The organism is Litorisediminivivens sp. KMU-197 (genome assembly GCF_056858395.1).
Genome location: NZ_JBXEQG010000001.1, coordinates 713665 through 738526, shown reverse-complemented (window position 1 = coordinate 738526; position 24862 = coordinate 713665). Strand labels below are relative to the sequence as shown.

Annotated in this window: 21 protein-coding genes; 11 read left to right on the top strand and 10 right to left on the bottom strand. The window is 63.7% G+C overall.

Annotated elements, in window-relative coordinates; genetic code table 11:
- Window positions 1-45: 45 nt before the first annotated feature.
- Entirely contained in the window at window positions 46-711 is a 666-nt protein-coding gene (locus AC04PT_RS03530; RefSeq protein WP_482872126.1) for an invasion associated locus B family protein, read from the bottom strand.
- Between the two features lie 536 nt (window positions 712-1247).
- On the opposite strand from AC04PT_RS03530, the gene AC04PT_RS03525 reads away from it, so the two are divergent.
- Entirely contained in the window at window positions 1248-2795 is a 1548-nt protein-coding gene (locus tag AC04PT_RS03525) for a helicase HerA-like domain-containing protein (protein ID WP_482872125.1), read from the top strand.
- Window positions 2796-2798: 3 nt separating this feature from the next.
- On the opposite strand, the gene AC04PT_RS03520 is transcribed toward AC04PT_RS03525, so the two are convergent.
- The 7 genes from AC04PT_RS03520 to AC04PT_RS03490 all read right to left on the bottom strand — a co-directional run bounded on the left by AC04PT_RS03520 (window position 2799) and on the right by AC04PT_RS03490 (window position 10849).
- On the bottom strand, window positions 2799-5141 hold the full coding sequence (locus AC04PT_RS03520; RefSeq protein WP_482872124.1) for a methyl-accepting chemotaxis protein: 2343 nt from the start codon (window positions 5139-5141) through the stop codon (window positions 2799-2801).
- A 170-nt stretch (window positions 5142-5311) separates the two neighbouring features.
- Complete coding sequence (locus AC04PT_RS03515; RefSeq protein ID WP_482872123.1) at window positions 5312-6613, bottom strand: branched-chain amino acid ABC transporter permease; 1302 nt, start codon at window positions 6611-6613, stop codon at window positions 5312-5314.
- Window positions 6610-7620, bottom strand: coding sequence for a branched-chain amino acid ABC transporter permease (locus AC04PT_RS03510; protein WP_482872122.1), 1011 nt, complete (start codon window positions 7618-7620; stop codon window positions 6610-6612). Before AC04PT_RS03510 ends, AC04PT_RS03515 begins: the two co-directional genes overlap by 4 nt.
- 3 nt (window positions 7621-7623) lie before the next feature.
- On the bottom strand, window positions 7624-7995 hold the full coding sequence (locus AC04PT_RS03505) for a hypothetical protein (protein WP_482872121.1): 372 nt from the start codon (window positions 7993-7995) through the stop codon (window positions 7624-7626).
- A 1-nt stretch (window position 7996) separates the two neighbouring features.
- Window positions 7997-8710 (bottom strand): ABC transporter ATP-binding protein, encoded by a 714-nt coding sequence (locus tag AC04PT_RS03500; RefSeq protein ID WP_482872120.1) that lies wholly within the window; start codon window positions 8708-8710, stop codon window positions 7997-7999.
- A gap of 78 nt (window positions 8711-8788) precedes the next feature.
- Window positions 8789-9565 carry an ABC transporter ATP-binding protein gene (locus AC04PT_RS03495; RefSeq protein WP_482872119.1) on the bottom strand — a complete coding sequence of 259 codons (777 nt, stop codon included), beginning with the start codon at window positions 9563-9565 and terminating at the stop codon, window positions 8789-8791.
- An 87-nt stretch (window positions 9566-9652) separates the two neighbouring features.
- The gene (locus tag AC04PT_RS03490; protein ID WP_482872118.1) at window positions 9653-10849 is read right to left on the bottom strand and encodes an ABC transporter substrate-binding protein; all 1197 of its coding nucleotides are present in this window, start codon (window positions 10847-10849) and stop codon (window positions 9653-9655) included.
- 176 nt (window positions 10850-11025) lie between these two features.
- Here AC04PT_RS03490 and AC04PT_RS03485 point away from each other — a divergent pair, with 176 nt between their 5' ends.
- Window positions 11026-12117: a PQQ-dependent sugar dehydrogenase gene (locus tag AC04PT_RS03485; protein WP_482872117.1), complete on the top strand. Its 1092-nt coding sequence runs from the start codon at window positions 11026-11028 to the stop codon at window positions 12115-12117.
- Window positions 12118-12173: 56 nt separating this feature from the next.
- Here the strand turns inward: AC04PT_RS03485 and AC04PT_RS03480 are convergent, their stop codons facing one another.
- The gene (locus AC04PT_RS03480; RefSeq protein WP_482872116.1) at window positions 12174-13175 is read right to left on the bottom strand and encodes a GlxA family transcriptional regulator; all 1002 of its coding nucleotides are present in this window, start codon (window positions 13173-13175) and stop codon (window positions 12174-12176) included.
- A gap of 195 nt (window positions 13176-13370) precedes the next feature.
- Here AC04PT_RS03480 and AC04PT_RS03475 point away from each other — a divergent pair, with 195 nt between their 5' ends.
- Window positions 13371-14741, top strand: coding sequence for a class II 3-deoxy-7-phosphoheptulonate synthase (locus AC04PT_RS03475; RefSeq protein ID WP_482872115.1), 1371 nt, complete (start codon window positions 13371-13373; stop codon window positions 14739-14741).
- Window positions 14742-14815: 74 nt separating this feature from the next.
- On the opposite strand, the gene AC04PT_RS03470 is transcribed toward AC04PT_RS03475, so the two are convergent.
- Window positions 14816-15457 (bottom strand): PAS domain-containing protein, encoded by a 642-nt coding sequence (locus AC04PT_RS03470; RefSeq protein ID WP_482872114.1) that lies wholly within the window; start codon window positions 15455-15457, stop codon window positions 14816-14818.
- Window positions 15458-15811: 354 nt separating this feature from the next.
- Between AC04PT_RS03470 and AC04PT_RS03465 the strand changes: the two genes are divergently transcribed.
- The 8 genes from AC04PT_RS03465 (at window position 15812) to pstB (ending at window position 24861) form a co-directional block, all read left to right on the top strand.
- Complete coding sequence (locus tag AC04PT_RS03465) at window positions 15812-16702, top strand: YicC/YloC family endoribonuclease (protein WP_482872113.1); 891 nt, start codon at window positions 15812-15814, stop codon at window positions 16700-16702.
- A gap of 4 nt (window positions 16703-16706) precedes the next feature.
- Window positions 16707-17354, top strand: coding sequence for a guanylate kinase (gene gmk / locus AC04PT_RS03460; protein ID WP_482872112.1), 648 nt, complete (start codon window positions 16707-16709; stop codon window positions 17352-17354).
- A gap of 167 nt (window positions 17355-17521) precedes the next feature.
- Entirely contained in the window at window positions 17522-18700 is a 1179-nt protein-coding gene (locus tag AC04PT_RS03455) for a trans-sulfuration enzyme family protein (protein ID WP_482872111.1), read from the top strand.
- Between the two features lie 4 nt (window positions 18701-18704).
- Entirely contained in the window at window positions 18705-19751 is a 1047-nt protein-coding gene (locus AC04PT_RS03450) for a sensor histidine kinase (protein ID WP_482872110.1), read from the top strand.
- A 367-nt stretch (window positions 19752-20118) separates the two neighbouring features.
- Complete coding sequence (locus AC04PT_RS03445) at window positions 20119-21159, top strand: substrate-binding domain-containing protein (RefSeq protein ID WP_482872108.1); 1041 nt, start codon at window positions 20119-20121, stop codon at window positions 21157-21159.
- An 85-nt stretch (window positions 21160-21244) separates the two neighbouring features.
- Window positions 21245-22717, top strand: coding sequence for a phosphate ABC transporter permease subunit PstC (gene pstC, locus AC04PT_RS03440; protein ID WP_482872107.1), 1473 nt, complete (start codon window positions 21245-21247; stop codon window positions 22715-22717).
- Window positions 22714-24033 (top strand): phosphate ABC transporter permease PstA, encoded by a 1320-nt coding sequence (gene pstA / locus AC04PT_RS03435; protein WP_482872106.1) that lies wholly within the window; start codon window positions 22714-22716, stop codon window positions 24031-24033. The genes pstC and pstA overlap by 4 nt, the downstream gene beginning before the upstream one ends.
- A gap of 24 nt (window positions 24034-24057) precedes the next feature.
- Complete coding sequence (gene pstB, locus AC04PT_RS03430) at window positions 24058-24861, top strand: phosphate ABC transporter ATP-binding protein PstB (RefSeq protein ID WP_482872105.1); 804 nt, start codon at window positions 24058-24060, stop codon at window positions 24859-24861.
- The last annotated feature ends 1 nt before the right edge of the window (window position 24862 follow it).

The following is a 24862-nucleotide window of genomic DNA, read 5'->3' as shown; positions in this document are numbered from 1 at the left end:
CCCCCGACTTACGGGGACGGCGTCAATTTCGCGAAGTTTCAGGGTTTACGGCTGTTCGAGCACGCTCGCCTTGTCGTAGCCCGCCGTGAAGCCGCGCAGCGACATCACCGAGATCGCCACTTGGTCGGGTGCGGCGAAGGGGCGGATCATCACCTTGGCGGCATTGCCACGCTTGAAGGCGGCGATATCCTCGGCGGTCAGGCCGATCCGCGCATAGCACCCCTGCTGATTGCAGAACGAGAACGGATAGCTCTTGGGCTGGCCGTCATCCACCGACACACCGAGCTGCCCGGTCAGAAGGGTCATGAGCGGCACTACGATGGTTGCCCCGGCAGGCAGCTTGCTGTCTTCCGGCAGGCGAAACAACGAGATCTCGGCCAGCGGATTGCCGTTTTCCTCTTTCAGCAACTGGTACAGCTGGCAGGGATCGGTCTCGGGGTTTTCCGTGCGCACGCAGCGCACATCCCAGTCGCCAGATTCCTCCTTGGTATAGGTCTGGCCAAGTTCCGGCTCGCCGGTTGCGGTCTCGCCGGTCGACAACTGATCCTCAACTGAAAATTCGGTGTCCGGAGCTTCCTCGGCGGCGGTTTCTGCTGCGGGCTCTTCCTGGGTCGCCGTGTCTTCCTCGGCGGCGGCCTCGTCCTGGGCGGCAAGCGGAGATGCCAGGGCCAGTAGGGCGATCAAGGGAAGAAAGGAAAGATTTCTGGGCATAAGGCCCCCCTCTGTTTGAACCTCTTCGGATGCGGACAATGGTGCATCCGTCGCGAAGCGCTTAACACGGTCGTTTCAAAGTGTCAGGAGAATTGTCCCGACCAGCGCAGCGACAATGGTGCATTTTTCCGTGAAGCACTGTCAACGCGACAAGAACCGGCATGGCAAACCCTTGCCACCAAATGAAAAAGAGGCCGAGTGATCGACCCCTTTTTCTTTTTTCTTGCTCCCCGTCGGACTGGCCGACTTAGTCATTGCCGGGACGTTATGAATATTTTGGCGCCCGGTCAACAGCCAAGATCGCAATTCTTTCCCGGTAACCGGAAGCGCTTTGGCAGATAGCGCTATCAACTGTTCCCGGACGGAAAAAGACCGCGCCACGAAGGCGCGGTCAGTCTGACAGGGAGGAAGTCAATCCAGCGGACCTAGCGTAAGCCGCGCCACTGGACATTGATGATCATGACGCCGAAAGGTTAAGTTACCATTGCGGTCTCCGGATTTCCGGCGACAGGATTGTTCTTGCGGCGGAGAGACTTATGGCTGAGATTTTCATCGGCGGCGGTGGCCCCGACTATGGCGAGAAGCAAGGGCTCAGCCTGAAGTATGCCAATCGGCATGGGCTGATTGCCGGCGCCACGGGCACCGGCAAGACCGTGACGCTGCAAATCCTCGCCGAGGGCTTTTCGTCAGCCGGGGTCCCGGTCTTCCTCTCCGATGTCAAAGGCGACCTGTCCGGGCTTGCCGCGGCGGGTCGGGCCGATTTTAAACTGCACGATGCCTTTACCGAGCGGGCCGCCAAGATCGGCTTTGACGACTACACCTACGACAGCTTCCCGGTCACCTTCTGGGACCTCTTCGGCAAGCAGGGCCACCCGGTGCGCACCACCGTGGCCGAAATGGGTCCGCTGCTGATCTCACGCCTGCTGGAACTGAGCGAGGCACAGGAAGGCATCGTCAACATTGCATTCCGCCTCGCCGATGAGCAGGGTCTGCCGCTGCTCGATCTCAAGGATCTGCAGGCTTTGCTGGTCTGGGTGGGCGAGAATCGCAAGGACCTGTCGCTGCGTTACGGAAACATCTCGACCGCCTCGATCGGCGCGATCCAGCGGCGCCTGCTGGTGCTGGAAAACCAGGGCGGGGCAGGGCTGTTCGGTGAGCCGGCGCTGGAGTTGAACGACCTGATGACCCGGGATTCGGACGGGCGCGGGCGGATCAACATACTGGCGGCCGATACGCTGATGGCGTCGCCACGGCTCTACGCGACCTTTTTGCTGTGGCTTCTGTCCGAGCTCTTCGAAGAACTGCCCGAAGTGGGGGATCCGGACAAGCCCAAGCTGGTGTTCTTCTTCGACGAGGCACACCTGCTTTTCGACGACGCCCCGGACGCGCTGGTCGACAAGGTAGAGCAGGTGGCGCGGCTGATCCGCTCCAAGGGGGTAGGCGTCTTTTTCATAACCCAGAACCCGGACGACGTTCCCGAGGACATCCTTGGGCAGCTGGGCAACCGGGTGCAACACGCCCTGCGCGCGTTTACCGCCCGCGACCGCAAGGCGCTGCGGCAGGCTGCCGAAACCTATCGGGACAACCCGCGTTTCGACGTGGAAGAGGCCATTCGCGAGGTCGGGGTAGGCGAGGCAGTGACGTCGATGTTGCAAAAGAAGGGTGTCCCCGGGATGGCCGAGCGCACCCTGATCCGCCCGCCATCGTCGCAGCTTGGCCCGCTGGAGGCCGCACAGCGCCGGCAGGTCGTCGCCAGTTCACCGGTCGCGGGCAAATACGACACCTTGCGCGACCGGGAATCCGCCTACGAGATGCTGGCAAAGCGCGCCGAGCAGGCAGCGCAGGAGGCCGAGGCGGCCGAACATGAGGAGCAGGAGGCCGAGATTGCCGAACGCGAATACCGGTCGGCCCGGCGGTATTCCGGCAAGCGGGTGGCCCGGTCGACGTCGCGCAGCAGCCGCAGGTCATCACGCGACGAAAGTTTCGGCAAGGCCATGACCCAGGTTGTCATGAAAGAGCTCAAGGGCACCACCGGGCGCCGCCTCGTCCGCGGCATCCTCGGCAGCCTGTTCAGGGGGCGCTGAGCCTCAGCGCTCTGCCGCTATCGTTCCGAGTCCTGCACCATCGTCGGTCGCGTGTCCGGTATCGAATGCCTCGACAGCATCGCGTAGCGACCGCGACAGCGCCTTGAGCGCCAGTGCCTCGGAGGCCGTGTCCTGCGCCAGTCCGGCGGAACGCGCTGCACCCTCGGTCATCCGGGCCGCAGACCGGTTGCTGCCCTGCAGCCTGGTGGCAGTGCGATCGGACTGCGCGCGGGCCTCATCGATCTGATTGGTAGAACCGGCGATCATTGCCGAAACCTCGCTGGTGTCGCGGTCAAGCTTGTCGACCCGGTCCACCATGTTCATCGAAGCGCCGATCTGCATGATAACACCCTGACGGATGGCATCGGTGGCACCGCCGATGGCTTGCACCATGCCGGCAACGTTGGACAGTCTGGTCGACAGCGACACGCTGGCCGTGCGGATGCGCGAAATCCGGTTGGCGATGCGGTCGGTCGAATTGCGCGTGCGCAGGGCCAGCGCGCGGACCTCCTGCGCCACCACACCGAATCCCTGCCGCTCCGATCCGCCGCTGCGCGCAGCTTCCACCGACGCGTTGATCGACAGCAGATGCGTCTGAAAGGCGATGTCCTTGATGATCTCCACCACTTCGGTGATGCTCACCGTCACTTCGTCAAGGCTGGCCATGGCGGCTGTCGCCTCGGCGCATTCGCCCATTGCGTCACTGACCCGGGCAGAGACTTCGTCGGTGCGCACACCGATTTCGCCGGAAACATCGTTCAACTCGCCCACGCCGGCATTGATTTCTGTCAGCTCCTCCGAGATCGACGCCGCTATGGCCGAGATGGTCTGATATGTCTCGCTGACGCGTTGCAGGGTCTGCGAATTGGCGAGCGAGTCCTCCGCCGAAGTTCCGGTTGAGGCAGCCATTTCCGCCGATTTGGCTTCGGTTTCGCGCTGGCTGAAGGTCAGATCCTGAGCGTTTTCGGCCAGCGCCATGGCGGAGGTGTCCAACTGCATCGCATCCTTCTGGAGCTGCGTCATCACTGCCGCCACCCTGTCAAGAAAGGGATTGAGCGCCCTTGCAATGTCGGCGGGGTCGTCCCCGGTCCCGGTGTCGAAGCGCCGGGTCAAGTCCAACCTTTCTGATGCGACCATCTGGATAAGAGCTTTCTGCATGATGTCGACGCCGGCCGCCGCACCGTGGTTCGCCGTGTTCACCCCCCGGTCTTCTGCCTCCGCAGACACCCGCAGCGCGAAGAATCGCTTGAAGACAAGAAGCAGCGCCAGCCCAACGCCGAAGGCCACACCGAACGCCACGGCCACGCCCGCCGCCTGCACCCAGAACTGGGCAAGCCGCCCGCCCGCGGCCAGGGTCTCGGCCGGGGCCAGCACGGCGACCATCAGCGTGCCCATCGCACCGCAGACGCCATGGACAGAGACAACGTCGGTGGCATCGTCCAGCCTCAGCACCTGCTCGATGAACCCCTGGCAAAGAGGACAAAGCAGACCCGCGACAGCGCCGCAGGCCAGGACGGCCGGGGTGTCGAAGACGTTCACGCCGGCGCTGACCGCGACCAGACCCGCAAGCGCGCCGCCTGCCACGCGGTGAGGCAGGAACGCCCCGTCAAGCAAGCGACACAGCGCAAGCGCCGCCCCGCCGCCGGCGCACCCGGCCAGCAGGGTATTGCCAAAGATGCGGGGCAGGGCGGGATCGTCGAAGCTCATGCCGCCGCCGACCACACCGAACCAGCCGACCCAGATCAGTATGGTGCCACAGGCCGCCAACACGCTGCTTCGTCCGGGCAAGGGCCGCGCCCGACCCTCGGCGTCGAACTTGCCGCGCCGCGCCCCGACCACAATGATTGCCGCCAGTGCCATCCATGCGGCGGTGCCATGCAGCATCGTTCCACCGGCAAAATCCATGAACCCCATGTCGGACAGCCAGACAGTATTCGCAGTGTGAAAAAGATCACCCCGGATCCAACGGCCGACGACGGGATAGACAACCGCCGACAGGGCGATGATCAGGCAGAGATGGGCGGTAAGAGAAATGCGTTCGGCCACGGCACCGGAACAGATCGCTACGGCGCAGGCCGTCAATGCCGCATGGCCGACGAACAGCATCGCCAGATTTGTCGCCTCAAGGTCTGGCAGGAACAGCCCTTTACCGATCCACCCGTCGAGACTTGGACCGAACAAGATACCGAAACCCAGCACGTAAAAGGACGCCACGGCCACCGGGACAGTCGTCATAGCCTTTTGCGCCACGTGGACCGAATTCTTCCTCCGGGTCATTCCGGCGGCATGCAGCAGGAACCCCGCCTGCATCAGCAGAACAAGGACCGCACAGCCCAGAACCCACATTACTTGTCCACTCGCCAACCGCGCGCGCCTCCGAAGGAATCGATGGCACTGTGGCGCATGCAGCCTTCACGGGCCGTTAATGTGGCACCTCACGCCGGCCGGTCATGCGATGTTGCGCCATGCACAACCTTGTCCCGGACTTGATCCGGGACCTCATGACGCGTCGTGCATCAACGCTCCGGCAGCAGCCCCCTTGGCGCAAAGCGCAACACCAGCAGCAGGATCACACCCATTGTCAGCAGCCGCATGTGCGCGACCGAATTCAGCAGGTGCGCCTTCAGGGCAGATCCGTCCGCCATGCCAATGGTAACAAGGTCCATGACTGCCGCACCTATGGGCTCGACCTGAACCCAGAGGAACCAGATCAGGAACCCGCCCAGAACCGCGCCGTAGTTGTTGCCCGATCCGCCGACGATCACCATGACCCAGATCAGGAAGGTGTAACGCAGCGGCTGGTAGGAGGCCGGCGTCAACTGCCCGTCAAGCGTCGTCATCATTGCGCCGGCCACCCCGCAGATCGCCGAGCCCAGCACGAAGACCTGCAAATGCCGTGCCGTGACGTCCTTGCCCATCGCCCGCGCCGCCGTCTCGTTGTCGCGGATGGCGCGCATCATCCGGCCCCAGGGCGAGTTCAGCGCCAGTTGCGCCAGCACCAGAACCACGATCAGCACGGTTGCGAACATCGCGCCATAGAGAAGCTTGACATAAAGCGTCGACGCGGTAGTGACATCGATCCCGAGGCCCGTCGCACGCTCGACGAAGGCCGGATCCTGTTGCAGGTCGATCTCGAAAGGAACCGGCCGGGGCAGGCCGATCACGTTCTTGACGCCGCGCGCCAGCCAATCCTCGTTCTTCAGGACGGCGATGATGATCTCGGCAATGCCAAGCGTCGCGATGGCCAGGTAATCCGACCGCAGCCCCAGCGCCGTCTTGCCGATCACCCAGGCCGCGCCCGCCGCCAGCAGCCCGCCCACGGGCCACGCCAGCACGATGGGCAGCCCCAGCCCGCCAAGGTTGCCGAAGAGCGCCGGATTGATGCTTTCGATGGCATCGACGGCCGGATCAAACAGCGCCCGGTAGCCGATGAACCCCACCACCAGCACGGCAAGCATCGCCGCGGCCCTCAGCCTGCCCTTGGGCATGGCCCGCGTCATCCAGACCGCCATGGCAATCGTCAAGGCTCCGACGGCGAGCGCCAGCAACACGCCGACGCCGCCAGCGGACCAAGCCTCGCGCACCGGCGGGGTCGCAACCAGAACCGCCGCCAGCCCGCCCAGTGCCACGAAGCCCATGACGCCGACGTTGAACAGCCCCGCAAAGCCCCATTGCAGGTTCACCCCCAGCGCCATCACCGCCGAGACCAATCCCATGTTGAGGATCAGCAGGGCCGAGTTCCAGCTCTGCACCACACCGGTGCCGATGATCAGCACCGCCACCAGCGCGAACAATCCTGCCGTGCGCACCCCGCTCATACCGATTTCCCCTTGAACAGGCCGGTGGGCTTGACCAGCAGAACGATCACCAGGATCACGAAGCTCACCGCGAATTTGTAGTCGGTGCCCAGGAGTTGCAGCAGCCCTTCGGGCTCCCAGGCCTCTGGCACCAGGTATTCCACCACTTTCTTCCAGGCATAGGTGATGCCCACCTCGGAAAAGGCGATTACGAAGCCCCCCGCGATGGCCCCGATGGGTGAGCCCAGCCCGCCGACGATGGCAGAGGCGAAGACCGGCAACAGCAGCTGGAAATAGGTGAACGGCTTGAAGGTCTTGTCTAGCCCGTAGAGCGTGCCCGCAATGGTCGCCAGCGCCGCCACGATCAGCCAGGTTATCATCACCACACGCTCGGGGTTGATGCCCGACAAAAGCGCCAAGTCCTCGTTGTCGGAATAGGCGCGCATCGACTTGCCGGTACGGGTCCGGTTCAGGAACCAGAACAGCGCCGCCACGGTGATCACCGCCGTCACCAGCGTGATCCCTTGCGTCGTGCGGATCGCCAGCCCTTCGTCCAGCCCGGTCATTGCCTTGAAGTCGCGCACCGAGACGATGAAGCGCTCGCCGTCGGCGAAGCGCTGATCGTCCACGCCGATGATGAAACGCACCAGCCCGTTGTAGATGAACATCACACCCATCGACACGATCACGAGGATCACCGGCTTGACCTTTTGCGCCCGGTAGAAGCGATAGACCACGCGGTCCGTCACCAGCACCAGCACCATGCAGCCGAGGATGCCGAAGGGCAGGGCAAGCAGGGCCGTTGGCAAGGGCCCGAGGCTCACGCCCCAGCCTTGCAACAGCCATGTCACGAGGATCGTCACCATCGCGCCAAAGGCCATTGTGTCGCCATGTGCAAAATTTGAAAACCGCAGGATGCCATAGATCAGCGTCACCCCCAGCGCGCCAAGCGCCAGTTGCGCGCCATAGGCAACCGCCGGGATAAGGACGAAGTTCGACAGCGTCACGAGGGCGTTCAGAATCTCCATCGGTTACCTCTTGCGGTTCGGGCCGCAATGACCTGCATAGGCCATTGTCTTGCCGTCATGGAAATTGATCTGCCAGAACGTCTCGCCGCCCGGCCCGATCATCATGGCCTCACGCGATACACCGGTGTTGAAAGTGACCGAAGTCGCGCCGCCGGCGGTCCGCCCCATCACGGCACGGTACTGCCCCCCAAAAGCCACGAGAACCTCGCCGCGTCGACCGTCACTCTCGACGATGACAGGCAGATCGACGGTCCGGCTGACCCCGTCCACGATCTGCCTCTCGAAGCGACAAAGCCGCTCCTTCCCGGAGGCACTGGCGGCCAGAGGCGTGAGAGCAGCAGCGGCGACCATGGTGAAATACAGAACTGGCTTCACGTCATCCCCCCAAGAAACTGCGCCGGACCTCGGGGTCCGCCAGCAGTTCCTTGCCGGTACCAGTATGGGCATTGCGCCCCTGCACCAGAACGTATCCCTTGTCGGCAATCGCCAGCGCCTGGCGGGCGTTCTGTTCCACCATCAGGATGGAAATCCCGGTCCGCGCCACTTCGATAATGCGGTCGAAAAGCTCGTCCATCACGATGGGCGACACCCCCGCCGTCGGCTCGTCCAGCATCAGCACACGGGGCTGCGTCATCAGCGCGCGGCCCACCGCAACCTGCTGGCGCTGCCCGCCTGACAGTTCCCCGGCCGGCTGCCGCCGCTTCTCCTTGAGGATCGGAAACAGCTCATACACCTGCGCCATCGTCCCCCTGATATCGTCGTGTCGGATGAAGGCCCCCATCTCGAGGTTCTCCTCCACGCTCATCGAGGTGAAGATGTTCGAGGTCTGCGGCACGAAGCCCATGCCCTGCGCCACCCGGTCCTGCGGGCTGAGGCCGGTGATGTCCTCACCCTCCAGCCGCACCGTGCCCGCGCGGACATCCAGCATCCCGAAGACTGCCTTCATCGCCGTCGACTTGCCGGCCCCGTTGGGCCCGACGATCACCGCGATCTCGCCGCGTTCGACCGCGATGGTACAATCATGCAGGATATCCGGCCCCTTGCCGTATCCGCCGGTCATCGTATCCCCGATCAGGAACGGCTCAGCCACGCAACCGATCCTTCTTCTGGCGTAAAATATCTTGGGGAGCGCGAGGGGCTGGCCCCTCGCTGCGCAACGCATCCATTCTCACGCCGTCTCCTTGTTCTTCAGACCCGTGCCCAGGTAGGCCTCGATCACCTGCTCATTTGCCTTGATCTGGTCGATCGTGCCTTCCGCCAGCTTGCGGCCTTCGGCCATGACGATCACCGGATCGCAGAGCCGGGCAATGAAATCCATGTCGTGCTCGATCACGCAGAAGGTATAGCCACGCTCCTTGTTGAGCCTCAGGATGGCGTCAGCGATCGTGTTCAGCAGCGTCCGGTTCACGCCGGCGCCAACCTCGTCGAGGAACACGATCCGCGCGTCCACCATCATCGTGCGGCCAAGTTCGAGTAGCTTCTTTTGCCCGCCAGAGATCGCGCCGGCCGGGTGGTCCGCCAGATGTTCAACGGTCAGGAACTCCAAAACCTCGTCGGCTTTTGCGCGCAACGCGCGCTCCTCGTCGGCGATGCGCTTGCGCCCGAACCAAGTGTTCCACAGGCGCTCGCCCGATTGCCCGCCCGGCACCATCATCAGGTTCTCGCGGCAGGTCATCGACGAAAATTCATGCGCGATCTGGAAGGTCCGCAGCAGACCCTTGGAAAACAACACGTGCGGCGGCAGGCCGGTGATGTCCTCGCCATCCATGAAGACCTTGCCCGAGGTCGGTGGAAGAACGCCGGCTATGACGTTGAAAAGTGTTGTTTTTCCAGCGCCATTTGGCCCCACCAGCGCGGTGATCGACCCCTTGGCGATGTCCAGCGTCGCGCCGTCCACGGCGTGGAAACCACCGAAGTGCCGGTGCAAGTTCTCAACCCGGATCAATGCGTTACCCCTGTCCCGGCGCCTTCACGGCGCTCATTCGGTGGTGGGAGACAGCCGATCCCGGCTGTCTCCGTTGGTTTTCGAGGATCAGCGGAAGCCTTTTTCCACCAGCTTGCCGCCTTCCATCTCCATCTCGACGTAGCCGCCCGAAGCCTCGCCCGGCTCGATCAGCTCGACCGCCGATGCGCCGACGTAGTCGATGTCGGTGCCCGCCGCGATCAGCTCAAGCGCCTTGGCCAACTCGCCGGCATAGATCTTCTCGCCCGGAGCATTGGCCAGTTCCATCACCTTGGCCGCCGCCTCGGAGCCCGTGGTGGAACCCGCCGCCGCCATCGACAGCAGGATCAGCGCCATCGAGTCATAGCCTTCGCGGGTATAGACCGAGGTGCCGTCAAATCCGGCTTCTTCGGCCATGCCGAGGAATTCTTCGGCGCGTTCATTCTGAACGCTGGGGATCTGGCCGAAGCTTCCGTCGATATCCGCACCGAAGTTTTCCTCCAGCGCGGTACCGATCATGCCGTCAGGCAGCACGAAAGTGTCGAATGCGCCGGTGTCCAGCGCCGCCTGAATCACGCCCGAACCGCCCTGATCGACGTAGCCGATCACCACCAGCGCGTCGCCGCCGGCCGAGGCCAGCGACCCCACTTCGGCCGAGTAGTCGGCCTTGCCGTCCTCGTGACTGGCCGACAGCGTGACCGAGCCGCCCATCTCTTCGAAGGCTGCCGTGAAGCTGTCCGCGAGGCCCGAGCCATAGTCGTTGTTGGTATAGGTCACCGCGACCTCTTCGATGCCGCGATCCGTGATGATCTGCGCCATCACTTCACCCTGACGCGCGTCCGAGGGAGCCATGCGGAAGAAAAGACCGTTGTCTTCCTGGCTCGACAGACCGGGCGAAGTGGCCGAGGCCGAGATCTGCAGGATGCCGTTTGGCATCGCCACGTTGGTCAGGACAGCGCCGGTGGTGCCCGAGCACATCGCGCCCATGATCGCCGCCACGCCATCGGACGTCACCAGCCGTTCCGCCGCAGCGGTTGCCGCCGCCGCATCAGCACAGGTACCGTCACCGCGCACCGCTTCAAGCATCTTGCCGTCGAGGATACCGCCGGCCTCGTTGACCTCGTCCAAGGCCATCTCGGCGCCGCCCGCGATCGGGCCAGCCAACGATTCCAGCGGCCCGGTAAAGCCGAGGATGATGCCGATCTTGACGGTCTCGGAGTGGCTTGCCGCCTGAACAGATACCGTAGACAGCGCGGTCAAGGCCGTGGCCATCAGAAACTTTTTCATGCTTTATCTCCCTGAGTGGATACGTTTATCCGATCCGCAGCCTATGCCCCGGTGTGGCGAATGAAAAGCCCGATTGCCGCGGGGTTCCGGCTTGTCGATCACGAATTACCGAAGCCGGTGGAACCGCCCACCACGGGCGCTATCCTCAAAGCCGATCCAATCGCACGGAGATCGTCATGCTGCGTCTGAGCCTGTTCCTTTTGCTGACCGTGACGGCCGCCTGTGCCGAAGATCTCGAAACCTCTGCCGGACCGGTCGACATCACCCCGATCGTCGAGAACCTCGACGAGCCTTGGGCCGTCGGTTTCCTTCCGGAGGGCGATCTGTTGATCACCGAACGCGACGGGCGCCTTCTGCACATCGCTCCGGACGGTCGCCGGCAGGAGGTCTCGGGCCTGCCGGAGATCGCGGCGGTCGGGCAGGGCGGTCTGCTCGACCTGTTGGTCCCCGGTGATTTCGCTGAGACCGGCATTCTCTTCATGTCCTACGCCCAGCCTGCAAAGGCCGGCGCCGGCACGGCCATCCTGCGCGCGCGCTTGTCCGACGACCGGGCGCAGTTGTTGGACGTGACCACCATTTTTTCGATGACCACGCCGACGAAGTCGGGCCGGCATTTCGGCTCACGTCTGGTCGAGGCACCCGACGGCACCCTTTTCCTGACCATCGGCGACCGCGGTGACCGGCCTTCCGCACAGGACCCATCACGCCACAACGGATCGGTCCTGCATCTGACCCGCGACGGGGCGCCAGCGGCTGACAACCCTGACCTCGGGCCCGACGCATTGCCTGAAATCTGGTCTTACGGCCACCGCAACCCGCAGGGTGCGGCGCTGGATCCCGAGGGCATCCTCTGGATCAACGAGCATGGCGCGCAGGGCGGCGACGAGGTCAACCGGATCGAGAAAGGTGCAAACTACGGCTGGCCGGTGATTGCCTACGGTCAGCACTACGGCGGTGGCCGGATCGGCGAGGGGACGTCGAAGCCCGGCATGAAGCAGCCCGAGCATTACTGGGACCCGTCCATCGCGCCCTCGGGGATGATGTTCTACTCCGGGGCGCTCTGGCCTGAGTGGAAGGGCGATCTTTTCGTGGGGTCCCTGAAATTCGACTACATCGCGCGCCTCTCCGGTGATCCACTGGACGAGGTCGAGCAGATCAAGGCGGACGCGACCGAGCGCGTGCGCGACGTGCGCGAAGGCCCCGACGGCGCGATCTGGTTTCTCAGCGTCGGGCAGGGCGCACTTTATCGCATGACGCCCGCGAAATGACGGCGATCTTATCCATCGTTGGATCGGGGCCGATCTGATGACCGATTGGCGCGGCGTCAGTGCGGATCGCGCGTTCCGTGGCTGCCGCGTTCGCGATAGGGCGTGGTCGCGTAATGCGCCCGGTAGCACTTGGAAAAGTGCGACGGCGAGGCAAAGCCGCAGGCCAGCGCCACGTTGATCACGCTCATGTCGGTCTGCATCAGCAGGTTGCGCGCCTTCTCCAGCCTGAGCTCCATGTAGTAACGCTTGGGCGAGCGGTTAAGGTAGCGCCGGAACAGCCGCTCCAACTGACGCGTCGACATGCCGACTTCGGAGGCCAGGATCGACGGGCTAATCGGCTCCTCGATGTTGGCTTCCATTTTCTGGATAACCTGACTCAGCTTCGGATGCCGCACACCGATGCGCGTCGGCACCGAAAGCCTCTGCGTATCCTGATCGGTCCGGATCGCGGAATAGATCATCTGGTCCGCAACCGCGTTGGCCAGCTCGGAGCCGTAGTCATCGGCCAGCATCTTCAGCATCATGTCGATGGAAGACGTCCCGCCCGCCGTGGTGATCCGGTTCCCGTCAATGGCGAAAACCGCCTTCGACAGCGACACATCCTCGAATTCCTCGGCGAAGCTGTCGTGGTTTTCCCAGTGGATCGTCGCCCGCTTGCCGTCCAGCAAGCCGGCGCGCGCCAGCGCATAGCTTCCGGTGCAGAGCCCGCCCACCTTCAGCCCCTTGCGCGCCTCGCGCCGCAGCCAGTTCAGCAGCCGCTTGGTGGTGGCATGCTGGATCTCGATCCCGCCGCAGACCATGATCACGTCGTCGCGCTGCAATTCGTCCAGATCGCCCTGAAGGTTGAACGACGTCCCCGCCGAACAGGTCTGGCTTTCGCCGCCTTCTCCGAGGATGCGCCAGCTGTACAGCTCTTTTCCCGACATCCGGTTGGCGATGCGCAGACATTCCAGTGCGGCCGCGAAGGGCAGAAGCGAAAACTTCTCGAGCAGGACAAAGACGAAACGGCGCGGTTTGCCGACATTCTCGACCTCGATTTCGGGCGCTGTCTGGTTCATGGTCCCGACCCTTGTCTTTCAAGCCTTTCTTGCGACTCGCAAAGTGTCACTTTCCGGCTGGGTTGACGCAGTTGGACCGAAGCTCCATGCCGCGTCAAGAGCCGGGAAAACACATATGGCAACCCACGACGCGACTTTGTATAAGCGGGCCCGAACACGGCCCCGGCCGATACCGCTAACCACCGGAGAGAAATGATGAGCGAGTGGCAAAAATCCGACTGGCGCAACAAGCCCCGGGTTCAGATGCCCGACTATACCGACACCGGCGCCCTGAACGCCGTGGAGGCGCAATTGTCGAAATATCCGCCGCTCGTCTTTGCCGGCGAGGCGCGAACGCTGCGGGAACGGCTGGGCCAGGCCGCGCGCGGCGAAGCCTTCCTGCTGCAAGGTGGCGACTGCGCCGAAAGCTTCGATCAGTTCTCAGCCGATGGCATCCGCGACACCTTCAAGGTGATGCTGCAAATGGCGATGGTGCTGACCTTCGGCGCCAAGGTTCCGGTGATCAAGGTCGGCCGCATGGCAGGCCAGTTCGCAAAGCCGCGCAGCGCGCCGACCGAGGTCAAGGACGGTCAGGAACTGCCCAGCTACCGGGGCGACATCGTTAACGAACTTGCCTTCACTCCCGAGGCGCGCATTCCCGATCCGCAGAAGATGCTGCAAGCCTACACGCAGGCGGCCGCGACGCTGAACCTGCTGCGGGCCTTCTCGACCGGCGGGTATGCCGATGTGCATCAGGTGCACCAGTGGACGCTGGGCTTCACCGACCGTGACGAAGCCGAAAAATACCGCGAGATGGCCGGCCGCATCACCGATACGCTGGACTTCATGAAGGCCGCCGGCGTCGACGGCGAAAGCGCCCATGCGCTGCACACGGTGGACTTCTACACCAGTCACGAAAGCCTGCTGCTGGAGTATGAAGAGGCGCTTTGCCGTCAGGACAGCACCTCCGGCAAGTGGCTGGCGGGGTCGGGCCACATGATCTGGATCGGTGACCGCACGCGGCAGCCGGACGGTGCCCATGTGGAATTTGCCCGTGGCGTGCTCAACCCGATCGGCCTCAAGTGCGGGCCGACCACCACCGCCGACGACCTCAAGGTGCTGATGGAGAAACTGAACCCCGAGAACGAGGCCGGCCGCCTGACCCTGATCGCGCGTTTCGGGGCCGGATCGGTGGGCGAGCATCTGCCCCGCCTCATCAAGGCGGTGCAGGAAGAGGGCGCCAACGTGGTCTGGTCCTGTGACCCGATGCACGGCAACACCATCAAATCGGCTTCGGGCTACAAAACGCGGCCCTTCGACAGCGTGCTGCGCGAGGTCCGGGAATTCTTTGCCGTGCACAAGGCCGAGGGCACCATCCCCGGCGGGGTGCATTTCGAGATGACCGGCCAGGACGTCACGGAATGCACAGGCGGCGTGCGTGCCGTGACCGACGAGGACCTCTCGGATCGGTATCACACGGCCTGCGATCCGCGGCTTAATGCGTCGCAGGCGCTTGAGCTGGCCTTTCTCGTGGCTGAAGAACTGGTTGCGCGCCGTGACAATGGTGCCTCCAGCGTCGCGGTCTGAGATCGCCCTGATCTGGAAAAGCCCCGGACCTGACGTCCGGGGCTTTTTCCTGTCTACCGCGCGTGTTGGCCGGATTAGTCGCCGTCATTCCTGACCAGTCGCAGATAGGGCTTCTGACCGGTCTTGAACGCGCGCTTCCGCTCGGCGAACCCCGCAGCCTTCAGCGGGGCCTTGCGCGTCTCTGCCGAATAACGCGCCGGACCCTGCATATCGGCGACATCAGCTTTCACGATCTCGAACCGGCGCGGCGCCCGACCCAGCGCACCGTCTGTGACAAGGCACCCCAGCACCCGGCTGACATCGCCGAAATCATCCGTCAATGGCAGCAGCAACATGCGTCCGGTCAGTTGCGGTTGGCCAAGACGGCGTTCAGCCTGCAGGGACAGTTCGATCCGGGCAGGTCCGTCGAAAGCGCTCTGCAACGCCGAAGCCAGCCGGTCGCGGGACACATGCACCATCATCGCAGACAACGGCATGCCACGCACTTCCATACCCATCAGGTCGCACAGATGCGTTCCGCCGATGCGGATTCGTCCATGCGTCGGCGCGATCCTTTCGGCGATGAAGGCATATTCCAGCGCATTTTCTATGCCCCGGGGATCGATATCCGCCCGCGCCGGCACGTTGCGCCCATTGCGCATGGCCTGCCAGTAGGCCTCGACCTGTTGCAGCGGCTGGATCCATTTGGCGCGAAGCTTGTCGCTCAGCGGCACCACATCGGCTGCGCCTGCACTAACCTGTGCATTCCGCGTAACCCCATTCGTTTTGTCGCACGGAGACATGATTATATCCTCAACAAACGCCCACCCCATCAAAACGCCACGGACATCGCTGTGTCTGGTTTTACGTAACGATGGTTACCCAATTCCTAATATGACATGATTTCATCTAAATTAGCGGACTTTCGGAACCGTTGGTTAACCGACATCGGCTCCGCGCACCCGGGTCATCCGCATTTGTCAGTTGCCCGCGTGATTTAGATTGCCTATGCCGAAACAGATCATGAGACCATGCCTGTGCCGACCGCTAGATATTGCGGATCCGGGACTGGCGTGAAGGGGGAGAGCACCGTGCTGCATTCGATGACGGGATTTGCCGCGGGCCAGGGCGGGTACGAGGCATTCAGCTGGTCATGGGAAATCCGAAGCGTTAACGCGAAGGGGTTCGACCTGCGCATCCGCGTCCCCGACTGGATCGAGGGACTGGAGGCCGAACTTCGCAAGCGGGTCGGCGGCGCGGTAAAGCGCGGCAATGTCACGGTGAACCTGCGCCTCTCGCGGGAAGAGGGAACCGGCGGACAGAGACTCAGCGGACCCCAGCTGGACATTGTCTTGACCGCGATGGCCGAAATCGAACAGCAGGCCATCACCCGCGGCGTCTCGCTCGGGCCGTCGACCGCGGCCGAGATCGTGGCCCTTCGCGGTATGCTTGAGCAGGATGAAGACCTGCCCGACACGGCCGAATTGCGCGCAGCGATCCTCGCTGATTTCGCATCGGTGCTGAACTCGTTCAGGGACATGCGCGCGGGTGAGGGCGCATCGCTGCACAAGGTACTGACCGGACACCTCGATGAGATCGAAGGGCTGGTCACCCGCGCCGAAGAGGCGGCCGAAGCCCGCAGGCCAAAGGCCCGCGAGGCTCTCAAGACGGCGTTGGCCGCCGTGCTCGAACAGGCTGACGACATCGACGAGCCCCGCATTCACCAGGAGCTTGCCCTGATTGCCGTGAAGGCCGATATCACCGAGGAAATCAATCGCTTGCGTGCCCATGTTCATGCCGCGCGTGAACTGATTGCCGCCGAAGGCAGCGTCGGCCGCAAACTCGATTTCCTGATGCAGGAATTCAACCGCGAGGCCAACACGCTTTGCGCCAAGTCCGGCGACGCCGCGCTGACCTCGGTCGGGCTCGACCTGAAGGCGGTGATCGACCAGATGCGCGAACAGGTTCAGAACGTGGAGTAGACCGATGCCCCATTCCAAACGCCGCGGCCTTCTGATCATCCTGTCCTCGCCCTCGGGCGCCGGAAAATCCACCCTCGCCAAGCGCCTGCGCGCCTGGGACGACAGCATCGTCTTCTCGGTCTCCGCCACCACACGCAAACCGCGCCCGGGCGAGGTCGACGGTGTGGACTACCACTTCGTCTCTGAATCCGACTTCAAGAAAACCGTGTCCGAAGGCGGAATGCTGGAGCATGCCCACGTCTTCGGCAACTTCTACGGCTCCCCCAAGGCCGCGGTGGAAGAGGCGATCGACGCCGGCCGCGACGTGCTGTTCGACATCGACTGGCAGGGCGCGCAGTTGATCGAGAACTCCGATCTCGGGCGTCATACGCTGTCGGTGTTCCTGCTGCCGCCCTCGATCACCGAGTTGCGCCGACGTCTCGAGACCCGTGCGCAGGACAGTGACGACGTGATCTCGAAGCGGATGCAGAAGAGCTGGGACGAGATAAGCCACTGGGGCAGCTACGATTTCGTGCTGGTCAACGACGATCTCGATGCGACCGAAGACAAGCTGAAGACCATAGTCACCGCAACCCGCCTGCGTCGCCTGCAACAGCCTGGCCTGACCGAACACGTGCGCAAGCTGCAGAGTGAATTCGACGAGATTTCATGATGTTGCACGTCTCTCCTGATGTAACTCCAACAATGGCGGCATGCGGGCCTCGTCCAGCACTGTCCTGACGGGCCGGATTAGGCGCCACACTACGCCGGGCCTTGATTGCGCGACGGCACAGTGCCGGGCCCGCCGCCACCCACTTTCCAATTGAAGGACCCTTTTTCATGAATGCCAAAGGCACCCTGATCCGCCCGCAAACGTTCCGCGAAGGCGTCAGCCGCCCGGTCGTCACACCGTTGTCGCCCTCCGTGGTTTATGCCTCGCCCGATCCCGACACGCTGGATGCGCAATACGAAGGCAGGGAAGAGGGCTTCACCTATGCCCGGGAGGGTCACTCGAATGCCGACCTGCTGGCACGGCGCATCGCGGCGATGGAGGGCTGTGACCAAGGTCTCGTGACCGGCTCGGGCATGTCCGCGGTGACGGCGGTGCTGATGGGGCTCTGCAAGGCGGGCGATCACGTGCTGGGCGGAGACCAGCTTTACGGCCGCTCGCTGCGCATGATGCGTGACGACCTGCCGCGACTGGGGATTGAGACCTCGCTGGCCGATCCCACCGACGCCAAATCCTTCCGTGCCGCGATCCGCCCCGAAACCAGGCTGATCCTCGTCGAGGTCGCCTCAAACCCGACGTTGCGGGTGGCCGACATGGAAGGCATTGCCGAGGTCGCGAAAGAGGCCGGTGCGCTGCTGGTGGTCGACAACACTTTCACGACCCCGCGGGGCTACCTGCCGTTCGACCATGGTGCCGACGTGGTGCTGCATTCGGTCACCAAGCTGATGGCGGGACATTCCGACGTCACGCTGGGCTGGGTCGGCGCGAAGGATCCGGCACTGCAAAAGGCGATCTACGACTTCGCCGTGACCTGTGGGTTCACCGCCAGCCCCTTTGACTGCTGGCTAGCCGAGCGCGGGCTGATGACATTCGACCTGCGCTTCGACCGCGCGCAGGCCACAGCCGAAGCCCTTGCCGAAGCGCTGTCCGGTATGGAAGGCGTAAAGCGCGTGCTCTATCCCACCCGTGACGATCATCCCGAGGCCGCCCGCGCCCGCGACCTGCTGTCCGGCGGGTGCAACATGGTCTCGTTCGAGATCGACGGCGGTCGCGCGCAGGCCAACGCGCTGACGCAGGCAGCGACCGGCATCGCCTTTGCGCCCACGCTGGGTGACGTCGGCACCACGCTGTCGCATCCGGCGTCCTCGTCGCACCGGGGCCTCACCGAAGAGGGCCGCGCGGCGCTCGGCATTACGGAGGGTTTCTTTCGCGTCTCCGTCGGACTCGAGGATCCGCAGGCTCTGATCACCGAGTTCGAACGCGCCGTCGCGGCGGCCTGCGCGGTCTGACGCCATGACCGACGCGCAGGATCTTCTGCAATCGGTGGTCGATGCGCTGCCGCAGCCGCTGGTGGTGATCGGCGACGACGAGCGCATCCACCACGTCAACGATCCGGCGCGCAAGCTGGTCGGCGCCAACGCGTTGGGCCGGCATTTCATTACCGGGCTGCGCCAGCCCGGCGTGCTCGACACTGTCGAGGCCACGCTGCGCGATCACCAGACCCGCGAGACGACCTTCCTGACGCGTGAGGACGGACAGGACGTGACCTATGCGGTGCGTTGCGCGGCGATCTTCCAGGGCGACCGTCACGGGGTTCTGCTCAGCTTTCAGGATGTCACCCATATCGAATCCGCCGGCCAGATGCGCCGCGATTTCGTCGCCAACGTGAGCCATGAGCTGAAAACTCCGCTGACGGCGCTGCTGGGTTTCATCGAAACCATGCTGCACGGTCCCGCACGTAACGACGCCTCCGCCCGCGATCGTTTCCTGACCATCATGGAGTCCGAGGCCGAACGAATGAACCGCCTTGTCGGTGATCTCTTGTCGCTCAATCGGGTCGAGGCGACCGAACGGATGCGCCCAACCAGCCGCGTGGACCTGAACGGGCTGGTGCAGGCAGTGGTGAACGGCCTGTCGGGCATGGCCGCGGAGGCGGGGGTGGAGGTCGTCGTGGACCTTCCGCCGGATCAGGTTCTGGTGCCCGGCGACGAGGACCAACTGCGGCAGGTGCTGACCAACCTCATCGAAAATGCCATCAAGTACGGTGCCGCCGGCAAGCGCATCGACGTCAGCCTGTCCGAGCCCGCACATCATCCGCGACTGCGCTGCGAGGCGGTCCAACTGGTGGTCCGTGACCACGGGGCCGGGTTTGATCCCGTGCACATCCCGCGCCTGACCGAGCGTTTCTATCGCGTCGACACCCACCGGTCGCGTGAACAGGGTGGTACGGGACTGGGGCTGGCCATTGTCAAACACATCGTCGGACGCCACCGGGGACGCATCCAGATCGAATCCACTCCGGGGCAGGGTGCATTGTTCCGCGTGTTGCTGCCGGCCTGAGTCTCAGCGGGGCGACTCAGTTAGGGCGATATGTGACAGATTCCTTAACCGTGAGAAAAGATCCGGACCATCACGTCAGGTCCGGCAGGCGGATGTTGCTGATGGACGCCGAAAGGCCCTTCGCCGCGCCATCGGGCAGCCCGATTATGCCTCCGTAGAAAACCAAACAAAACTGAATGCTTATCCGGCAAGCCTCATCTCAGATGCGTCGTTTTCTGCCAAGAACCCCGGCAGACGACAGGGTGTCATAAAAGCGTTACACAAGTGTCACAAAAGGATAGCGCAATGCCCGTAGCAGTACCGTCAACGGACGCCGCCATATGAGCAACCCCGGCGACCGCATGTGAGACAACAGGAGTTCCTCCCTATGACATTCACCAGACTGACCGCCTCGACCCTGGCGATCGTTGCCGTATCGGCCGGCGCGGCCGTTGCGCGTGACAATGTGCAGGTCGCAGGTTCGTCCACCGTGCTGCCCTACGCCTCGATTGTCGCCGAGCTTTTTGGCGAAAACACCGACTTCCCGACGCCCGTGGTCGAATCCGGCGGCTCCTCGGCGGGTCTCAAGCGCTTCTGTGAAGGCGTCGGCGAAAACACCATCGACGTCGCCAATGCCAGCCGCAGGATCCGCGACAAGGAAATCGAAGCCTGCGCCGCCAACGGCGTCACCGACATCATCGAGGTCCGCATCGGCTATGACGGCATCGTCTTTGCCAGCCAGCAGGACGGCCCCGCCTTCACCGCATTCACCCAGTCCGACATCTACAACGCCCTTGGCGCCAAGGTGATGAAGGACGGCGCGCTGGTCGACAACGGTCACCAGACCTGGGCCGAATTCAACGCCGACCTGCCTGACGTTGAAATCGCCGCCTTCATCCCCGGCACCAAGCACGGCACCCGTGAGGTTTTCGAAGACCAGGTGCTGCTGAAGGGCTGCGAAGACACCGGCGCCTTCGAGGCCATGGTCGAAAGCGGCATGAGCGAGGACGAGGCCGAGGACAGCTGTCTCGACGTGCGCCAGGATGGCAAATCGGTCGACATCGACGGCGACTATACCGAGACGCTGGCCCGTCTTGACTCCAACCCCAATGGCGTCGGCGTCTTCGGCCTGGCGTTCTATGAAAACAATACCGACAAGCTGAAGGTCGCCACGATGGGCGGCGTAGCGCCCTCGACCGAGACCATCTCGAGCGGCGAATACCCGGTGTCGCGTCCGCTGTTCTTCTACGTCAAGAAGGCACATATCGGCGTGATCCCCGGCCTGAAGGAATACGCCCAGTTCTTCACCCACGACCAGATCGCAGGCCCCGGCGGCCCGCTCGCCAACTACGGCCTGGTTGCGGACCCGGAACTGGCCGAAACCCAATCGGCCGTCGAGGCCGAAGCCACGCTGGGCGGTGACATGTAATCAGGCCGAAGGCCTGGCAAGGGGGGCGGCATATTGCGCCGCCCCTTATCCTTTTAGGACCTTTTCTCATCCGCAAGGGGGGCACATGCCTTTACTCTGGCTCATCCTGATCGTGGCGGGAATCGCCGTGGGCGGCTACTTCGCCGGCCGGGCCCGTGCGCTGTCCAGTGCAGGGGGCGACAGCAGGGGGTTGCATTCGCTGCCGTCCTATTACGCCTGGAATGTCGCGCTCAAGATCTTGGTGCCGGTGGGGCTGCTGCTGATCGGCTGGTTGTTGCTGCAACCGCTCTATGTCAGTTCGACCGTTTCGGGGATGCTGCCGGACAGCGCGATCTCTCAGGGCGCATCTCGCGGGCTGCTGATGGCCGAGGTGCGTCGCACCGCCGACGGGCTGGACAACGCCGTGCAGACAGGCGCGATGAGTGCCGGCCTGGCCGCCGATCCCGATGCTGATGTGACCGACGTGACCCAGAGGCTGCGGGACGCCGGCCAGATCGTCACCTCCGAGCTGACCCCGCCGATTCTGCGCGCCGCCCAACGCTACCGGGTGCTCAACGACTACGGCCGAATTGCCATGAGTGTTGTGGCCCTTCTCGCCGCCATTGTTGGCCTGCTCTGGGCGCTGCGCGAGACCCATGCGGATTTTCGCGCCCGCAACGTCGTCGAAAGCGGTCTGAAGGCACTGCTGATCGGCGCGGCATCGGTTGCGGTGCTGACCACGCTCGGCATCGTGCTGTCGCTGGTGTTCAACACCGTGGAGTTCTTTCGGCTTTATCCCGCATCGGAATTCTTTACCTCGCTGGAATGGGCGCCAAGCTTCTCCGGCCGTGGGGGATCGTCCGAACTGGGGGTGCTGCCGCTTCTCTGGGGCACTTTCTACATTTCGATCGTGGCGCTGGCCGTGGCCGTGCCGATCGGGCTGTTCGCCGCGATCTATCTGTCGGAATATGCCTCGCCCAGAATGCGCGCCGTCATCAAACCGCTGCTTGAGGTGCTCGCGGGCATTCCGACCATCGTCTATGGTCTCTTCGCGCTGCTCACCGTCGGCCCGCTGCTGCTCAAGGTCTTCGGCGACGACGGCCTCGGCTGGATGCAGGCCGGCACCGCCGTGGCAACCGCCGGCCTCGTGATGGGCATCATGCTGATCCCCTTCGTGAGCTCGCTGTCTGACGACATCATCAATGCCGTTCCGCAGGCGATGCGTGACGGATCTTACGGGCTTGGCGCCACCAAGTCCGAAACCATCAAGCAGGTCATCTTGCCCGCGGCGCTCCCCGGCATCGTCGGCGCCATCCTTCTGGCCGCTAGCCGCGCCATCGGCGAGACCATGATCGTCGTGCTGGGGGCAGGGGCGGCGGCACGGCTGTCGCTCAACCCGTTCGAAGCAATGACAACCGTGACCGCCAAGATCGTCAGCCAACTTACCGGCGATGCCGATTTCGCCTCGCCCGAGGCGCTGGTGGCCTTCGCGCTGGGCATGACGCTCTTCGTCCTGACCTTGGCGCTCAACGTCCTCGCCCTCTACATCGTGCGCAAATACCGGGAGCAGTATGAATGACCGATACCAGCAGCAGCACCGCCGGAAAATCGTCGCTCACCACGCCCGACGCCCGCACCAAGAAACGCAACGCGTCCGAGAAGCGCTTCAAGACCTATGGTCTGATCGCGATCCTGATCGGGTTGTTTTTCCTCGGCGTGCTGGCCTTCAGCATCCTGCGGTCCGGTCTGCCCGCGTTCACCAACACGGTTCTGGATGTCGAGCTGACGCTGACCGAAGAGCAGATCGCCAAGGCCGAAAGCGACCTTTTCAAGACCAAGGCCTATGAAGGCTTCTTCATTGCCTCGCTGCAGGGCCAGCTGGAAGACCGCGGTCTCGACGTCGCTTTCGACCCCGCGGCGCTGGAGCGGATCGTCGGCAAGACCGGCGGCACCATTCGCGAATTTTATCAGGCAAACCCCGGTGCCGCAGGCGAGCCCGTAGATTTCGAACTGAAAGCCGCCAGCCGCGTCGACGGCTACTTCAACGGTCGGGTGAACCGGGAGACACTGCAGGACAGCCGGTTTCTGGAACGGGGCGACCTTGACCTCGTCGATGCGCTGGAAGAGGCGGGCATCATCCGCAGCGCCTTCGCATGGTCGTTCCTGACCGGCGCGGACTCGGGCGTGGACAATCCCGGCGGCGCCGGCATCGGCGCCTCGGTTGTGGGGTCGTTCTTCATGATGCTGGTGGTTCTGGCGCTGTCGCTGCCCATCGGCGTCGCGGCCTCGATCTACCTTGAGGAATTCGCGCCCAGAAACAAGTTCACCGACCTGATCGAAGTCAATATCTCCAACCTCGCCGCCGTGCCGTCGATCGTCTTCGGTATCCTCGGCCTCGCGGTCTTCATCCAGTTCATGCACCTGCCGCAATCGGCGCCGCTGGTGGGCGGGCTGGTGCTGACCCTGATGACCCTGCCCACCATTATCATTTCCACCCGCGCCTCGCTGAAGGCGGTTCCGCCGTCGATCCGCGATGCGGCGCTGGGGGTAGGGGCCTCGAAGATGCAGGCGGTGTTCCACCATGTGCTGCCGCTGGCGATGCCCGGCATCCTGACCGGCACGATCATCGGCCTTGCGCAGGCTTTGGGCGAAACCGCGCCGCTCCTGCTGATCGGCATGGTGGGCTTCGTGGCGCGCGGCTACCCCGACGGTTTTGTCGCGGGCTTCACCGAGCCGAACTCGGCCATGCCCGCGCAGATCTATACCTGGGCCGCCCGTGCCGATGTCAGCTTCTACGAAAAGGCCTGGGGCGGAATCATCGTCCTGCTGGTCTTCCTGCTGACGATGAACATCGTCGCCATCCTCCTGCGCCGCCGGTTCGAGCGGCGTTGGTAAGCGGGACGAGAAAGGACTAACATCATGTATGACGCGCCTCGCACCGTGGAGAACGAATTGGCCACCCAGCAAGACATCAAGATCGAAGCCCGCAATGTGCAGGTCTGGTACGGCGACACCCACGCCATCAAGGACGTGGATGTGGATATCGAAGACAAGACCGTCACCGCCTTCATCGGCCCTTCGGGCTGCGGCAAGTCGACCTTCCTGCGCTGCCTCAACCGGATGAACGACACCATCGACATCGCCCGCATTGAGGGCGACATCCGGCTTGATGGCGAAGACATCTATGACAAGCGGGTCGATCCGGTGCAACTGCGCGCCAAGGTCGGCATGGTGTTCCAGAAGCCGAACCCGTTCCCGAAGTCGATCTATGACAACATCGCCTATGGCCCGCGCATCCACGGTCTGGCCCGCAGCAAGGCCGACCTCGACGAGATCGTCGAAAAGTCGTTGCGCCGCGGGGCAATCTGGGACGAGGTCAAGGACCGGCTGCACGCGCCCGGCACCGGGCTGTCGGGTGGCCAGCAGCAGCGGCTCTGCATTGCGCGGGCCATCGCCACCGAGCCGGAAGTGCTGCTCATGGACGAGCCGTGTTCGGCGCTCGATCCTATCGCTACCGCCCAGGTCGAGGAACTGATCGACGAGCTACGCAGCCGCTATTCGGTGGTGATCGTCACCCACTCCATGCAACAGGCCGCCCGGGTCAGCCAGAAGACCGCCTTCTTCCACCTCGGCAACCTGGTGGAATTCGGTGAGACCTCGAAGATTTTCACCAACCCCGAAGACCCGCGCACCGAAAGCTACATCACCGGCCGGATCGGCTGAG

What these genes read in the sequence shown, in the direction of transcription:
- pstB (WP_482872105.1), top strand. Translation starts at nt 24,058, where the DNA reads ATGTATGACGCGCCTCGCACCGTGGAGAACGAATTGGCCACCCAGCAA.
- pstC (WP_482872107.1), top strand. Translation starts at nt 21,245, where the DNA reads ATGCCTTTACTCTGGCTCATCCTGATCGTGGCGGGAATCGCCGTGGGC.
- AC04PT_RS03475 (WP_482872115.1), top strand. Translation starts at nt 13,371, where the DNA reads ATGAGCGAGTGGCAAAAATCCGACTGGCGCAACAAGCCCCGGGTTCAG.
- AC04PT_RS03530 (WP_482872126.1), bottom strand. Translation starts at nt 711, where the DNA reads ATGCCCAGAAATCTTTCCTTTCTTCCCTTGATCGCCCTACTGGCCCTG.
- AC04PT_RS03445 (WP_482872108.1), top strand. Translation starts at nt 20,119, where the DNA reads ATGACATTCACCAGACTGACCGCCTCGACCCTGGCGATCGTTGCCGTA.
- AC04PT_RS03525 (WP_482872125.1), top strand. Translation starts at nt 1,248, where the DNA reads ATGGCTGAGATTTTCATCGGCGGCGGTGGCCCCGACTATGGCGAGAAG.
- AC04PT_RS03450 (WP_482872110.1), top strand. Translation starts at nt 18,705, where the DNA reads ATGACCGACGCGCAGGATCTTCTGCAATCGGTGGTCGATGCGCTGCCG.
- AC04PT_RS03480 (WP_482872116.1), bottom strand. Translation starts at nt 13,175, where the DNA reads ATGAACCAGACAGCGCCCGAAATCGAGGTCGAGAATGTCGGCAAACCG.
- AC04PT_RS03520 (WP_482872124.1), bottom strand. Translation starts at nt 5,141, where the DNA reads ATGTGGGTTCTGGGCTGTGCGGTCCTTGTTCTGCTGATGCAGGCGGGG.
- AC04PT_RS03455 (WP_482872111.1), top strand. Translation starts at nt 17,522, where the DNA reads ATGAATGCCAAAGGCACCCTGATCCGCCCGCAAACGTTCCGCGAAGGC.
- AC04PT_RS03490 (WP_482872118.1), bottom strand. Translation starts at nt 10,849, where the DNA reads ATGAAAAAGTTTCTGATGGCCACGGCCTTGACCGCGCTGTCTACGGTA.
- gmk (WP_482872112.1), top strand. Translation starts at nt 16,707, where the DNA reads ATGCCCCATTCCAAACGCCGCGGCCTTCTGATCATCCTGTCCTCGCCC.
- AC04PT_RS03485 (WP_482872117.1), top strand. Translation starts at nt 11,026, where the DNA reads ATGCTGCGTCTGAGCCTGTTCCTTTTGCTGACCGTGACGGCCGCCTGT.
- pstA (WP_482872106.1), top strand. Translation starts at nt 22,714, where the DNA reads ATGACCGATACCAGCAGCAGCACCGCCGGAAAATCGTCGCTCACCACG.
- AC04PT_RS03515 (WP_482872123.1), bottom strand. Translation starts at nt 6,613, where the DNA reads ATGAGCGGGGTGCGCACGGCAGGATTGTTCGCGCTGGTGGCGGTGCTG.
- AC04PT_RS03510 (WP_482872122.1), bottom strand. Translation starts at nt 7,620, where the DNA reads ATGGAGATTCTGAACGCCCTCGTGACGCTGTCGAACTTCGTCCTTATC.